Raw genomic sequence first — 13560 nt, forward strand, 5'->3', positions numbered from 1 at the left:
CGCACCGCCCGAACTGCCGACGCCGCACCAGGCGGGCACCGCGCGGGGCGCCGGCGACCGCGCGCCGCGGACCGGCCCCGCCGTCCGGTCCAGGAAGGTGCCTCAGAGGTCTGTCCGTGCCGATCACGGACCGGCACAATCGCCCGTATGACGATCACCGCGAGCGCGCCGCCGGCGCGGCCGGCTGTCGCCGACCTCGCGCGTGGGTTCCTGACGGGTGGCGTGATCGGGGCGTCGCTGGCCGCCCTCGTCGGCGGCGGTGTCATCGAGAGCGTGCCCCTGTTCGTCGGGGGCCTGGCCCTGCCCGCCGCCTACGGGCTGCTCCTCCTGCTGGCCGGGGCGCCGCGGCGGGCCCGGGAGGCGGCTCTTGCGCCGGTCACGGCACTGGCGGTGATCGAGGACCGGAAGGCCGACGGGGGCGTGGACACCGACGTGCCGGTCCGCTTCGACCTCACGGTCGCACCGGACGACGCGCCGGCCTACCGCGTCGAGATCAGGCAGCACATCCACGTCGTCGACCTCGTCGACTATCGGCCCCGCGACGTCGTGGTGGTCCAGTACCCGCCGGACCGGCCGCACCGGGTGCGGATCGTGAAGCGGCCGACACCGCGGTGGGAGGACCGGGCGGCCGGGGCCGACATCCCGTCGGCGCCCGGCCCGGCCGCGCCCAGCGACCCCCCGGAACCGCGCGCCGCCGGCTATCTGACGCTCGTCGGCCTGCTGCTCGGCGCGACCGCCGTGATCATGGCCTGCCGGGGCCCCCTCTTCGACGGGCACGACGCCACCGGGCCGCGTGCCCCCGTCCCGCCCACCACGACGACCTCCCCCTCCACCACCGTCGTCACGTCGCTGTCCAGCACCGTCACCCTCGGCCCGGGCCGGTCCCTGCTCGACCGGGGTGAACTGCGCCGGGCCGTCGACTCACTCACCCGCGGCGGCGGGTCCCACCAGGCGCTCAGCGTCGTCGTGCGGGACCGCGTGCTCTCAGTGGTCTTCGCTGCGGACGCCCCGCACGCCCCGCACTTCGACCCGCGCTCACTGCCCTACGAACGCCTGCCGACACTGGTCGAGGAGGCCAGTACCGGCCTCGGCGGCGGTCCCCCGCGCGACTGGCAGCTCACCGCTGACCGCACCGCGGGCGCCCTGACCATCCGGGTCACCGTGACGGGCCCGGGCGGCACGGCGTGGCTTGAGGCCGACTGGCGGGGCACGGTGGTGCGCCGCGGCCCGGCGCGGTGACCCACGGCATCCGCCCGGTGCGGCCGGCCGGCGACCCGCGCCCGTGGGCGGGGGCAGGGGCGGGGTACGGCCCCGGCGGGGGCCGGGAGTTATCCGCAGGGGACAGGGGGCGGAGGCCCGGCGGGAACCGGGAGTGGCCGCCTGGCCCGTCGATGGCAGCCTGCGGCCGTACGCGTGCGGTGTGGCCCACGGTCGTGCACCGCGGACGTCCGCGAACCGGCGCCCCGCCCCCTGCCGCGACGCGCTCGGGACCGGCGGGGCGATGGGGCGATGGGGGCGTCGGACGGGCGGTCCCTCGCGTGGCAGGAGGAAGGCGCATGGGTTGGCACGGGTATCTGACGCTGTGGTGTGCGGTGTTCGGCGCCGTGGCGTTGATCGGCTACGGCCGCTCGCTGGCCGGAACGACCCGGGCCCAGCGCACGGTCCACGTACCGGGGCGGATCGAGCGGGTGCGACAGCCCCGGCACGGGAGCTCCCGGCGGGAGGGGATATCGGTGGTCGTCTCCTACCGCGATCCCGGGACCGGGGAGGAAGTCACCGTCACCAACGACGGCGAGCGCGGCGAGACGATTACCGTGGCGTGGCGGGGCAGGGAGATCGGGGTCTCGTACCCGCGCGGCAGACCGCACGCCTTTCGGCTCAGTAGCACCGTCGGCCGGCGCGGCCGTGGGCTCGGCTGGCCGACCTTCGCGGTCTTCCTGGTCTACGCCGGGCTGGTGACCGGCGCCGCGATCGAGTGGGGCTGGCCGTGGGCCCTGATCGGCTCCGGCGGCCCGTGGGCCGTGGCGATCGCCTGCCACCTGCCCAGCGGTGTCAGGCAGACCCGCCGCCGTCGCGCGAGGCTGGCCTCGATGGCCACCGCCCGGGGCCGGATCGTCGCGGTGCTCAGGGACGTCAGCACCGACGAGGACGGTCACACCGCCACCACCCTCACCCCGGTCGTGGCGTTCACCACCCACGAGGGCGCCGCAGTCACCGCCTACTGCCCGCCCCGCACGGCGGACCCGGCCGACGCACCGGGCCGTGAGCTCGCGGTCCACTACGTCCCCGAGGACCCGTCCGTCTTCACCTTCGACCCCGCCGGGGACCACCGTTCCCAAGGGGTCGATCTGGCGCTCACCGTCGCGGCGCTGGTCGTCACGGCGGCGGCGGCCGTCGTGGGGGCGGCACTGGTGTGACGTGCGCTGCGCTGCGCCGCGCACGCCGTGGGTGAGGCCCTGCGGACGCGGGTGTCATAGCCGAGGGCGTCCGGGAGGCGGGAGCCCGGCGCTGAGTCCGCGACTCACCCACCCCCACAGCCAACCTGCACGCACCCGCCCTACAGCAACTCCACACGGGCCTGCGGCAACCCGTCGGTAGCGCAGACCCGCAGGTCACAAGGATTTGTCCAGAGGCATATCCGGAGAACAGACTTCAGACCGCGCCGACCGAGCTGTGGTGACCTCCGCGCCGCGCGGAGATCATCATCGCCCTCGTCTGGCCTTCTAACACAGAAGAACCATTCAAGGCGAGAAGTGTCGAGAAATCGTCATCGGTCGGGTTGTCCTATCTACCCTGCACGTCGTGCCAGTTGGCAATCCGGCACGGAGATCCGCACACCTTCGGTAGGTTCGTATGCGCATGAGAGTCGACGTCGTCACAGACACCCCCCAGTTGAATTGGGACGACGTGCACCAGCCTGCACGTGGCGTCGTCTACGGGCTGTTGGAGGAGCACGATCCGGTCCTCGCCCGCTCGTTGCACGACGAAGGGTGGCGTGGTCACCCGCTCAAACCGGTTGGGGTGGCCGGTCCGCAGTTCAAAGGGGCTCCTCGGAAGAGGGGGGTCTACACCACCTCGCCCAACGGCTCGGTGTGGTTCGGCTCGCCGGTGCCGGAGATCGCCGCAGCGCTGATCTCGGCGCTGGCGCGCCGGACGGAGATCGTTTGGGGGGCTGCCCGTCTCCGCGTCCAGGGCTTCACCGTCGAGGTCGACGTGCCGACCCCCGTCGAAGGGCTCGTCGAGTTGAGAACAGCAACCCCGGTCGTACTCCGCCACGAGGGGCGCGAGTTGTTGCCCGGCGAGGTCCACTACATCGACCGGTTGGAACACAACCTCAGGCACAAGGCCGACGTGTTGGGGCTCCCCGCCCCCCGTGGTCTGCGGGTTCTGGAGGCAGGACCGCGCAGGCGGTTCCTGGTACGCGGCGCCCCACGGATCGGGGCCCAGGTGCGGGTGGCGATGGAAGCCGATCCGCGATTCGTGGACGCCATTCGGTCCTGGGGGCTCGGTCTGGACACGGTGCAGGGCTTCGGATGGATTCGGTGAGCGACGGGGCCCTGACGGCGACCGGGCACCCGTTGCAGCGCGCCGGGGCTTGGGCCGTGACCGTCATCGCGGGGAAGAACCAACCCGAGCAGGTGACGTCGGAAGACCTCGCCGGTGTCGCCCGCTCCGTACTGACCGATGTCGTGCACTCTGCCGTCGCGGCTAAGACGGACAAGGCGTACGACTGGTGGAAGGTCTTGTTCGCGCTCTATCCGAACTCCAAGGCGACACATGCCGGGCGGTCGCGCGACAAGACGCTCCTCAGGGCGGGGCTAGAGCCGATGTTCGCCCCGGACGACGGGTCACTCCCCCCTGCCCCCTGCACCTTCTGCGGCACCCCGACACCGGTTCTGTGGGCCAAGTCGACACTGCCCCTCTTCGACACCAACAAGGCGCTGAACTCCCTGCCGCCGGGGTTGCGCGGCTGGCCCGTGTGTCGGGGGTGCCGGGTCGCCATGTGGGCGCTTCCGTACGGGGCATGGGTCACGGCTGGTTCGGCGACGGTGTTGTCGTGCGAAACCCCGGCCGCCGAATACGCGTTCGCCGCGCGGAACGTGCGGCGGGCTCGGCGCATCGCACAGGTCGGCTTCGCCGGCTTGGGCACGGGCACTCGCCCGGAACTGGTCGCGCTCCGTGCGCGGCGCGCCGTCGACGGTGGTCTGTCCGCCACCACCCTGTGGAGCTTCAAGAACGACAACCAGGAGCCGTGGCTGCGCGTGACCCGGACGCGTCGGGCGGTGCCGCGCTTCCTCGCCGCCGTGGACGGCAACAAGGTCCTACGCCGGGCGTGGCGGCTGCTGGAGATGGCGCTCACCCAGCGAGATCGCGACGGCAGGGTCTCTGTCGACGGGGCCGGTGATGCGGCACGCCTGGTCTTCGAGGCCGAGGACGGGCGCAGCCGTTGCCTGGTGTTCCAGGTCCACCGGCTGCTGTGGGACACCGACCGGTGGACCGGCGAGGACCGTGCGGCCCTCACCCGGCTCGCCTTCCGATACGAGAAGGAGGTACACGGCGTGGAGCCGGACCTGACGGGAGTGGCGACGTTGATCGCCGACTGGATCGAGCACGGGAGTGGTAGTCCGCGCGGCCGACTGGCGGAGTACCGGAACGCCGGGCTCAGTGGCTACCGGCTCGGGCAGCTCCTCTACCAGGCCGGGTACCGCTTGAAGCTGGACGGGCGCAGGGTCGAGGTCGATCCGGTGGCGTGGCGGCCGTTCATCGAGAAGCGGTCCCGCGCCTGGGAGCACCGCATGCTGCTGGGGGCCGAGGTGCTGCGCGTACTCGGTGAACGCGGCATCGAGGTGGCCGATCCGCCCGAAGATCCGCAGGAACGGGCACGCGTCGAGGCACTGCTGGAGCAGCCCGTACTGGCGGCGGACGACGAGTACCACTTCGGAGGAGCGTAATGGCGTACCTGGCAGGCAGGTTGTTGGTTTCCGTGGAAGCCGGCGCCCCGAACAACGGCAAGGGTGAGGACACCACCGCTCGGGTGAAGTACGCGACCGTGCGCGGCCGTCGCCATCCCTACGTCTCCGCTCAGGCCGTGCGCCGGTGGATTCGGGACGGGATGGTGGAACGGGGTGTGCCGGCGTCGCCCGTGACCCGGGTGGGCAAGGCACAGAACCGGGCCCAGAAGGCCAATACCGACGCCGATCCGATCACGTACGCCGATGACGACCTGTTCGGGTACATGCGGGCGGGGGCAAAGAAAGACGATGCCGCAACGACGCTCCGCGACAGCCCGTTCATGCTGGGCACGCTGATGTCGGTGGCGCCGGTCCACCCGACGGAGGACTTCGGGGTGATGTCACGCGGGGTCGGTGAGCCCGTACTGCACGGGCACGAGTTCTACACCGCCGACCTCGCCGCTCCGTTCCTGCTCGACCTGCCGCGGATCGGCACGTTCACCCTGCCGAACTCCGACGGAGCGGGGCGGCCGAACTACCTCAGCCAGGAACAGGCCCTCCAGGTCGCCCAGGCCGCGGCGCTGGGCGCCCGCACCGAGACGTTCCGAGGCCAGGGAGCCGTGCGACTGCCGGTCGAGCAGCGTCGCCAGCGGGCCGCGCTGCTGCTGGAGGCGATCGCCCATCTCAGCGGAGGTGCCAAGCAGGCACTGCATTACGGGGACCGCATCCCGTCCCTGATCGTCATGGTGCCGTTCAAGGGCGGTGTCAATCCGCTCGCGCACGTGATCACCGGCGATGAGGACGGTCTGGTCGTACGGGGCGATGTGCTGCGCAAGGAGTTGACCGCGTGGGACGGGGAGTGGGAGCCGCCCGTACGGGTGGGGTGGCGGCCTGGGTTCCGGGACGACCTGCGGGAGGACTTCGAGAAGGTGTGCGCGCAGGAGATCGCCGACGGCACCGTCGTCGTGGACCACCCTCGGACGGCCCTGCTCACTCTGGCGTCCGAGATGCGCGACGGCGCATGGGACGCCTGGTTCGACGACGCGGCCCAGTGACCAGGGTGTCGTACGCCGAGCCGCTTGCGGCGTGGAGGCTGACGTTCTACGCGCCCGTCGCGTCCTTCCGGGACCCGTTCTTCCCCGGGCTCACCCGAGGGCTCCCGGTGCCACCGCCGTCCACGGTGCGCGGCCTGCTCGCTGCGGCCACCGGGGCGCCGTGCGAGTCCCTGGCCTTCGGCATGGCCGCCTGGTCGGAAGGCGAAGGAGTGGACGCGGAGACGTACCACCCGATCGACGCGGGCGGCGCCAACCCCGCGGTCTCGGGGCGGGTACGTGCGGGCAAGGGCGGGATGACGCTGCGCATGCGCCCCTTCCACACGGACGTACACCTCACGGTGTGGCTGCCGGGCCCGGACGGCGAACGCATCGCCCGGGCGTTCCGGCGTCCCGTATGGGGGCTTCGGCTGGGCCGCTCGCAGGATCTCGTCCACCTCCAGGAGCGCGTCGGGGTCACCCTCGTACCGGCCACGGAGGCGGTCGTGGGCTCGGCCCTGGCCCCGACCACCGGTCACGACGTGCCGTACGCGACGGTGCACCGCATGGCCGCATCCGTGTCGACGGATCGTCTGACCAGCCGTTGGACGGATTACCAGTGGTGCGACAGCCCCGCGGGGCGGTATCCGGTCCGCGACGCCTACGAGGACGTCGACTACCAGCAGAAGGGACAGGCCCTGTGGCTTCTCGACCCGTGACGGGCCCACCGCGGCGAGGCTCCCTCAGCGACCTGCGGGCGAAGTCCACCCCGGCCCACGACCGGGAGCGGCTCACCACCCACTCCCGTACGGTCCACGCCGCGGTGGCCCCCATCCAGGACCGGGTGGCCAACGCAGGTGTCCTCGCCGATGCGCCGGCCTTCTGGCCCCGCGTCCGATGGGCCGCCCTCCTGCACGACGCCGGGAAGATCGCCGAGGGATTTCAGCGCCAGGTGGACAGCGGAGGCGTCCCGTGGGGCGAGCGCCACGAGGTGCTGTCCCTCGCCTACGTCGACCTGCTCGCCGAAGCCGCTGGGTGGACCGAGGAGGACCGGCTGATGGTGGCGACGCTCGTGGCCACCCACCATCGTGCCCTGCTCAGCGGCGACGGCGGTGGTCACGGAGGCAAGCCGGCCCTGAGCCGGGAGTACAACAAGGAGACCGACTGGAACGAGGCGTTCGGCACCGGTTCCGACGTACGGACGGGCGAGACGGTGCCGCAGGTGCCGCGCTTCCTGCACCGGGAGTGGCTGGCGTGGCTCTGCGGCGCTCTCGCGGCGGACCCGCCCACGACGTCCCCCGGCGATCCACCGCTGGCACATCGCGCACGGGACCTGCTGGAGGAGTTGCTGAACGCCTGGCGACAGCCCGTCAAATCCCATCGCGGGTTGCTGGCGGTCCTCGCGCAGGGCGCGCTCACCCTGGCCGACCGGTCGGGTTCCGCACACGTCCCGTTCCAGACCCACATGCCGTTGGCCCCCGACTATCTGGCACGCATGCCGTACGAACCCCATCTCCATCAGCGCCGGGCCGCCACGGCCTCGGGGCATCTGGTGCTGGTCGCACCCACCGGGAGTGGCAAGACCGAGGCCGGCCTCGCATGGGCGGCCGGCCAGCTGGCGAGGATGCCCGGTCTCCCGCGGGTGGTGTGGACCCTGCCGTACCGGGCGTCGCTCAACGCGGTCCGCCGTCGCTTCGCCGACAGCCTGATCCCCGCGCCGGGCGAGCGGAGTGCGGACATCGGCCTGCTGCACGGCACCGTTACCCAAACACTCCTGGCCGAGGCGCTGGAAGACGACTGCGCCGCCGGGAACCCCCACACCGAACCGACGGCGGATCAGGCGCGAAAGGCACGGGCGCAGGCGGGCGCGATGCGACTGTTCACCCATCGGCTCCGGGTCGCCACCCCGCACCAACTCCTCAGCGGGGCGATCGCCGGGCCGGCGTACTCCTCCGTGCTGCTCGAACAGGCCAACGCCCTCTTCGTCCTGGACGAGTTGCACGCGTACGAGCCCGACACCTTCGGACGGCTCTGTGCGGCGATGCGGCTGTGGGAGCGGCTCGGCAGCAGATTCGCCGTCTTGTCGGCGACGCTCGCCCGACCCATGGTCGAGATCATCGAGGAGAGCGTCGAGCAGCCGGTCACCGTGCACCGCGCGCCGGCGGGTACGAGCCCGGTCCGGCACCGTCTCGTGCTGGGCCAGCGTCCGCTGGACGCCCCGGAGAGCGTCGAGCTACTGCGAGGGCAACTGCGCGAGGGGCACAGCGTCCTCGTCGTGGCGAACACGGTCGCCCGCGCCCAGGACCTGTTCCAGCAACTCGCCCAGGACGCGCGGGAGGCCAGCCCCGGCCACCCCAGTCCCGCTCTCCTGCTCCACTCTCGGTTCAAGAACGGTGACCGGGACGCCATCGAGAAGGCCCTGCTGCGGCGCCATCCCGAGCGCCGGGAGGGTGACCCGGCGCGTCGGGGTGGACTCGTGGTCGCCACCCAGGTGGTGGAGGTGTCCCTGCAACTCGACTTCGATCGCGGGGCCGTGGAGTGCGCCCCTGTCGAGGCGATCGCCCAACGCGCGGGCCGGGTGAACCGACGCGGGCTGCACCCCGAGGGGCCGGTCGACTTCCGCGTGCACCCTTTCGAGAAGCCCAACCCGTATCCCCGGGACGCGATGGACGCCTCCTGGGAAGCGCTCCGGAGCCTCGTCGACGACGGCGCGACCACGCTCAGCGAACAGGACATCGACGAACTGCTCCGACGGGCGTACGACACCGCATGGGGCCGGGAGTGGGAGGAGGAGGCTCGTCGACAGCGGGACGAGTTCGCCGCTAGGTTTCTGACCTTCACCGACCCGTTCCACGACCGGAGCGAGTTCGCTCACGCCCTGACCAAGGCGTTCGACAGCGTCGAGGTGCTCCATCACGAGGACAGAGCCGCGTATCGGGCGCTGACCAGGGGGAAGTCGGGCGATGCTCTGCTCGCCTCCCGGCTGCTGATCCCCCTGCGTCTGGGGGCGTTGACGGAGTACGCCTGCACGTACGACCCGTACCTGAAGGTCCACATCAGTGAGGGCGGGTACGACAACGTGCTCGGCCTCCTCCCGCCGGCCAGCCAGGAGACCATCCTGTGAGCCCCGAACCCGATCCCGACCTGCCGGCCGACGACGAGACCGCCGTCGGCGGCGTTCACATCAAGTACCTCGTCCACTGCCCGCGACAGCTCTGGCTCTACGCCCGGGGCTACCGTCCCGAGCAACGAAGCGAAGCGGTCGCCTTCGGCAAGGCGGTGGACGACACCACCTTCACCCGGCGGCGCGACGTCGACCTCGGCGAGGCGAAGATCGACTGGGTGACGACCGGGGCCGTCGTCCACGAGACGAAGTCCTCCCGGGCGCCGGCCCCCGCGCACAGCGCCCAGGTCCGGCACTACTGCCTGCTGCTGGAACGCCGGGGCGTCACCGTCCGGGGCGGCGTCGTGCACTACCCGCTGATCCGCCGTACTACGGACGTGGTCTGGGACGACCAGGCCCGCGCCGAAGCCGCGGAAACGGAGGCGAAGGCGCAGGCCGTCATCGTCGAGTCCACGGCTCCCGACCGCCTGTCCCGCGGCAAGTGCCGTGGGTGTTCCTATCTCGACTACTGCTGGGGAGTCTGATGGCTGCCGTCGGCCGTACCTATTGGCTGACCGAACCCTGCCGGATCCGCCGTGAGGACGACAGCGTCCGCATCGAGCGCCCGGACGGCAGTCCGGTCCGTATCCCCATCACCGACATCCGCGATCTGGTCGTCTTCGACCACGTCGACGTCAACACGTCAGCGCTGTCGCTCCTCAGCCGCAACGGCGTCACCCTGCATGTCCTCGACCACTACGGCAATCACGCGGGGCACTTCAGCCCCGCCGATTCCATGGCGTCCGCGACGGTCGTACGACGCCAGGTCGAGATCACGGCGGACGGGGAACAACGGCTCGCGATCAGCCGCTCCCTCGTACTGGCGACCGCGGAGAACCTGCGGTGGGCGCTCGACACCGACCTACTCGAATCGGCGCTGGATGCGCTGAAGGGCGCCCTGCCCGAATGCCGCTCCAACGACGCGATCATGGGTGTGGAAGGCAACTTCCGACGAACGGCCTGGGCCGTGCTCGACAGTCGGCTGCCGCCGTGGCTCCGGATGAACGGCCGCTCGCGGCGGCCACCGACGAACGCGGGGAACGCCTTCATCAGCTACCTCAACGCCCTGACATACGCACGCGTGCTGACCGCCCTGCGCAGCACCCCGCTCCACCCGGCGATCGGCTTCCTCCACGCGGACACCGACCGCCGCAGAAACACCCTCGCGCTGGACCTGGCCGAGCCGTTCAAGCCGCTGTTCGCCGAGCGCCTCCTGCGCCGCTCGGCAAGCCAGAAGCATCTCAGGGAGAACGACTTCGAGACCGACGTCGGCCGCGCCTCCCTCAGCAAGGACGGTCGCAAGAAGATCGCCGCGCTGGTAAGGGAAGAGCTCGCCACCAAGGTGCACCACCGCGGCCTGAAGCGCCAGGTGAGCTACGAGGAGCTGATTCACTTGGAAGCACTGAAGGTCGTCCGCCTCTGCCTCGAAGACACGCCGTACAAACCGTTCCGACCGTGGTGGTGAGGGATCGTGTTCGTCATCCTCGTTTACGACACGGCCGCCGAACGCAACCCGAAGGTGCTGAAGACCTGCCGCAAGTACCTGCACTGGACCCAGCGGAGCGTCTTCCAGGGCGAACTGTCCGCAGCGCAGTACAGGGCGCTGATGGCAGCGCTGGACAGCGTGATCGATCCGACGTACGACAGCATCGTCACCTACACGGCCCGCTCACCGGACATGGTCGAGTCAGCGACCCTCGGGGTCGCGCTCGGTGGGCCCGTAGACATCCTCTGACCTGCGCAGATGCATCATCGCCGAACTGCTGCGGAATCGCGTTGCGGGGGCTTGAGTGGGGAGCCTCTGACCTGGGGGTTTACTCTCGGGTTGTTATTGGCCCAGGAGGGTTTGCAACGTCTTGCGTGCGGCCATGACGGCAGCTCCTCACAAGGTTGTTATTGGCCCAGGAGGGTTTGCAACGCGTGCTGCCGGCACAGCGCCTCGGCGGCCTCCAGGGTTGTTATTGGCCCAGGGGGGTTTGCAACGCCTCTTGTCCCGCCTGATCTGGACCGCGGCCAGCGGGTTGTTATTGGCCCAGGAGGGTTTGCAACTCCAGGTGCCCGGCCTGCGCGGCGAGCACAATGCCGGTTGTTATCAGCCCAGGAGCGTCTGCAACAACCGCCCGCGGCAAACGCCCCGTCGGAGACGGCCCCTACACCGACGCCGGCACAAGCCCCATCAGGGCGCCCACCGCGACGCCGCCGACGGCCAGTGCATAGGTTCCCGCCATGGTCGCGATCAGCGTCAACTCCCGGCGCAGGGCGGTCGGGGTGGGGCCGCCGGTCAGGGAAGCGATGCGTAGGGCCTTGGCCGCGGTGGGTGTCGTTTGTTGGAGGACTCGTAGAAACTCCCGCATGTGCGCGGTGGCTGCCGCGTCCAGGCACGCCTCTGCGTCCGCGCGGACCTCGTGGACGACCGGGATCAGCCGTACGGCACGTCGTACGGCCAGCACTCCGAGCGCCGCCACGCATCCGAAGGCGAGCAGCACCGGCCACGGTGGTCCCGCGATGGCTATCACGGGGGCGGTGGCGAAGAAGGCCAGGGCCTGGCTGACGTCGGGGCAGACGGCGAGCAGTCGGCGGTTGCCGGGGTCCTGGTGGCGGATGTGGGAGATCTCGTGCAGGAGTTGGACGGTGGCGGCCGGGTCGCGGCGCAGCCTGGGGCGCCAGTGTGCGGGGATCAGCAGGACGGTGTCGGGGTTGCGCAGGTTGAGTTGGATCTGTCGGCTGCCGTTGTGCACGGCGACCGGGAGGAGCGCGGCCAGCACGAGGAAGACGCACACGGCGAAGCCCTTCGTGTCGGTGACGGTGGAGAGTTGCTCGGAGAACACCCCGGCCGTGAGTCCGAGCACGGTCCCGACGGTGAGCAGCAGCCGCTGGTGGGGCACGGTCAGGTCGCCGAGCCGCATCAGCCGGTGCGAGGTGGGGCGGGCGATGTGCCGGGTGCGCAGGTTGCCGCGGTCCCAGACGGTGACCGCGCGGAGCGCGGTCGGGTCGAGTCCGGCCGTGACGAAGACCTCCCGCACCCGGCTCCAGGTCGGGGCGGCCCAGTCCACCTCGCGTAGCTTGGCGTCGCTGTGCCGGTGGACGTAGGACCGTTCGGCCCAGCTCTGCACGGCCAGCCCGAACACGAACAGCAGCGGCACGACGGCCACCACGGTGCCGATCAGCAACAGGAGACCGAGGTGGGTGCCCGGGTCGTCCAGGTGCCCGATGCTCACCACGGCGCAGGCGACCAGCACGAAGGGGGCCAGCACCACGCCCCACAGCATGCGGTGCGCGCGCCGGAGGGTCCGTAGCCGGTCCGCGCGCACCGCGGTGAACGCCGCGCCCGGACCGTCGACCGGCGCCGACACGGGTCCTACCGCGCGCCGGGCCCGGGGCCCGCGGCCCGGGCCCAGGCCGCGAGCTGGACGCGCACGATGAGGCGGAGGGTCTCCGGGTCGAGGTCGGCCGGCAGCGCCAGCCGGTCGGCGACGGCGGTGGCGATCGCCTGCACGGTCGGGGAGTCCAGGGCGAGGGGTGGGGTGGTTGTGGAGTTCGTGGTATCTGCGGCGGGGGTGGCGGGTGCAGTGGGGGTGGTGGCGGCGCCCGTACCGTCGGGTTCGCCCATACCGTCGGGTTCGCCCGGGGCGCGGATTGCGTCTGGGGCGCCAGCGTTCATCGGGCCGTCCGGGCCGGCACCGGCACCGGCCCGATCCACCCCCGCGCCCGCGCCCGCGCCCGCAGCTAGGGTCCCGTCGTCCGCGCCGCCGTCGCCCCCGTTGCCCGCACCGTCTCCACCGCCCCCGCCTGCTCCGTCGTCCCCGTCATCCGCCCCGTCCTCGGTGCGGTCGCCGCGGACCAGCCCGCCCACGTAGCTGGCCGCGTCCCGTACGCCGTGTTCAACGGCCAGGTCGGTGGCGACCGAGATGACCTTGACCGCGATCTGGCCCAGCAGGGTCAGTCCGATGCCCAGGAACACCTGCGCGTCCGCGATGTCGGCGTCCGCGTCGTCGTCCCAGGCGCCGTCCACGCCCGGTATCAGTCCGGTCTCCCGCAGGTCCTCGGCGAACTCCGCCAACAGGTCGTCCCGCTCGTCCGGCGCCACCACGGCCGCTGACGCGTCCACCATGGTCAGCACCCGCTCCACGGCAGCCTCGTGCTCGCCCCTCATCGGCTTCTCCCCCCGTACGTCGTACGCGCACAGCCGCTCGGGCCCCCCGGCCCGGCGGTGCCAGTGAGCGTAATCGTCGGTGGCCCAAGTGGCCCCGCTCCGTACGGGGTTGTCTCGGTGCCGGAGTTGCGCGGGCGGGCTGCCGACGGGCCCGCGCACGCCCCCGGGCGCGGCGTGCTCGCGGGCCGCGCCACGCTACCGGGGTGGGCCGAGTGGCCGGGCGGCTCACCCGGCCGACCAGCTCACCCCTGGCGCCCCGGG

At 71.6% G+C, this 13560-nt stretch carries 12 protein-coding genes; 10 read left to right on the top strand and 2 right to left on the bottom strand.

Features of this window, described 5'->3' with window-relative positions:
- The first annotated feature begins 147 nt into the window (after positions 1-147).
- From AAHZ94_RS02520 to cas2, 10 genes are all read left to right on the top strand, one after another.
- Entirely contained in the window at positions 148-1239 is a 1092-nt protein-coding gene (locus AAHZ94_RS02520; RefSeq protein WP_349990169.1) for a hypothetical protein, read from the top strand.
- Positions 1240-1556: 317 nt separating this feature from the next.
- A complete protein-coding gene (locus AAHZ94_RS02525) occupies positions 1557-2417 on the top strand; it encodes a DUF3592 domain-containing protein (RefSeq protein WP_349990170.1) in 861 nt (286 codons plus the stop codon).
- A gap of 442 nt (positions 2418-2859) precedes the next feature.
- On the top strand, positions 2860-3546 hold the full coding sequence (cas6, locus tag AAHZ94_RS02530; protein WP_349990171.1) for a CRISPR-associated endoribonuclease Cas6: 687 nt from the start codon (positions 2860-2862) through the stop codon (positions 3544-3546).
- Positions 3543-4952 carry a hypothetical protein gene (locus AAHZ94_RS02535; protein WP_502964563.1) on the top strand — a complete coding sequence of 470 codons (1410 nt, stop codon included), beginning with the start codon at positions 3543-3545 and terminating at the stop codon, positions 4950-4952. The genes cas6 and AAHZ94_RS02535 overlap by 4 nt, the downstream gene beginning before the upstream one ends.
- Positions 4952-6007, top strand: coding sequence for a type I-B CRISPR-associated protein Cas7/Cst2/DevR (gene cas7i, locus AAHZ94_RS02540; protein ID WP_349990173.1), 1056 nt, complete (start codon positions 4952-4954; stop codon positions 6005-6007). Before AAHZ94_RS02535 ends, cas7i begins: the two co-directional genes overlap by 1 nt.
- The gene (gene cas5, locus AAHZ94_RS02545; protein WP_349990174.1) at positions 6004-6702 is read left to right on the top strand and encodes a CRISPR-associated protein Cas5; all 699 of its coding nucleotides are present in this window, start codon (positions 6004-6006) and stop codon (positions 6700-6702) included. Before cas7i ends, cas5 begins: the two co-directional genes overlap by 4 nt.
- A complete protein-coding gene (gene cas3, locus AAHZ94_RS02550) occupies positions 6684-9107 on the top strand; it encodes a CRISPR-associated helicase Cas3' (protein WP_349990175.1) in 2424 nt (807 codons plus the stop codon). The genes cas5 and cas3 overlap by 19 nt, the downstream gene beginning before the upstream one ends.
- On the top strand, positions 9104-9631 hold the full coding sequence (locus tag AAHZ94_RS02555) for a CRISPR-associated protein Cas4 (protein WP_349990176.1): 528 nt from the start codon (positions 9104-9106) through the stop codon (positions 9629-9631). Before cas3 ends, AAHZ94_RS02555 begins: the two co-directional genes overlap by 4 nt.
- A complete protein-coding gene (gene cas1b / locus AAHZ94_RS02560) occupies positions 9631-10611 on the top strand; it encodes a type I-B CRISPR-associated endonuclease Cas1b (RefSeq protein ID WP_349990177.1) in 981 nt (326 codons plus the stop codon). Before AAHZ94_RS02555 ends, cas1b begins: the two co-directional genes overlap by 1 nt.
- Before the next feature lie 6 nt (positions 10612-10617).
- Positions 10618-10881 (top strand): CRISPR-associated endonuclease Cas2, encoded by a 264-nt coding sequence (gene cas2, locus AAHZ94_RS02565; protein WP_349990178.1) that lies wholly within the window; start codon positions 10618-10620, stop codon positions 10879-10881.
- Positions 10882-11296: 415 nt separating this feature from the next.
- Here the strand turns inward: cas2 and AAHZ94_RS02570 are convergent, their stop codons facing one another.
- Both AAHZ94_RS02570 and AAHZ94_RS02575 read right to left on the bottom strand, forming a co-directional pair.
- Positions 11297-12499, bottom strand: coding sequence for a hypothetical protein (locus AAHZ94_RS02570; RefSeq protein WP_349990179.1), 1203 nt, complete (start codon positions 12497-12499; stop codon positions 11297-11299).
- 5 nt (positions 12500-12504) lie between these two features.
- The gene (locus tag AAHZ94_RS02575) at positions 12505-13299 is read right to left on the bottom strand and encodes a hypothetical protein (protein WP_349990180.1); all 795 of its coding nucleotides are present in this window, start codon (positions 13297-13299) and stop codon (positions 12505-12507) included.
- Positions 13300-13560 lie beyond the last annotated feature (261 nt).

The organism is Streptomyces sp. HSW2009 (assembly GCF_040240285.1).
In the GTDB taxonomy this organism is placed as follows: domain Bacteria; phylum Actinomycetota; class Actinomycetes; order Streptomycetales; family Streptomycetaceae; genus Streptomyces.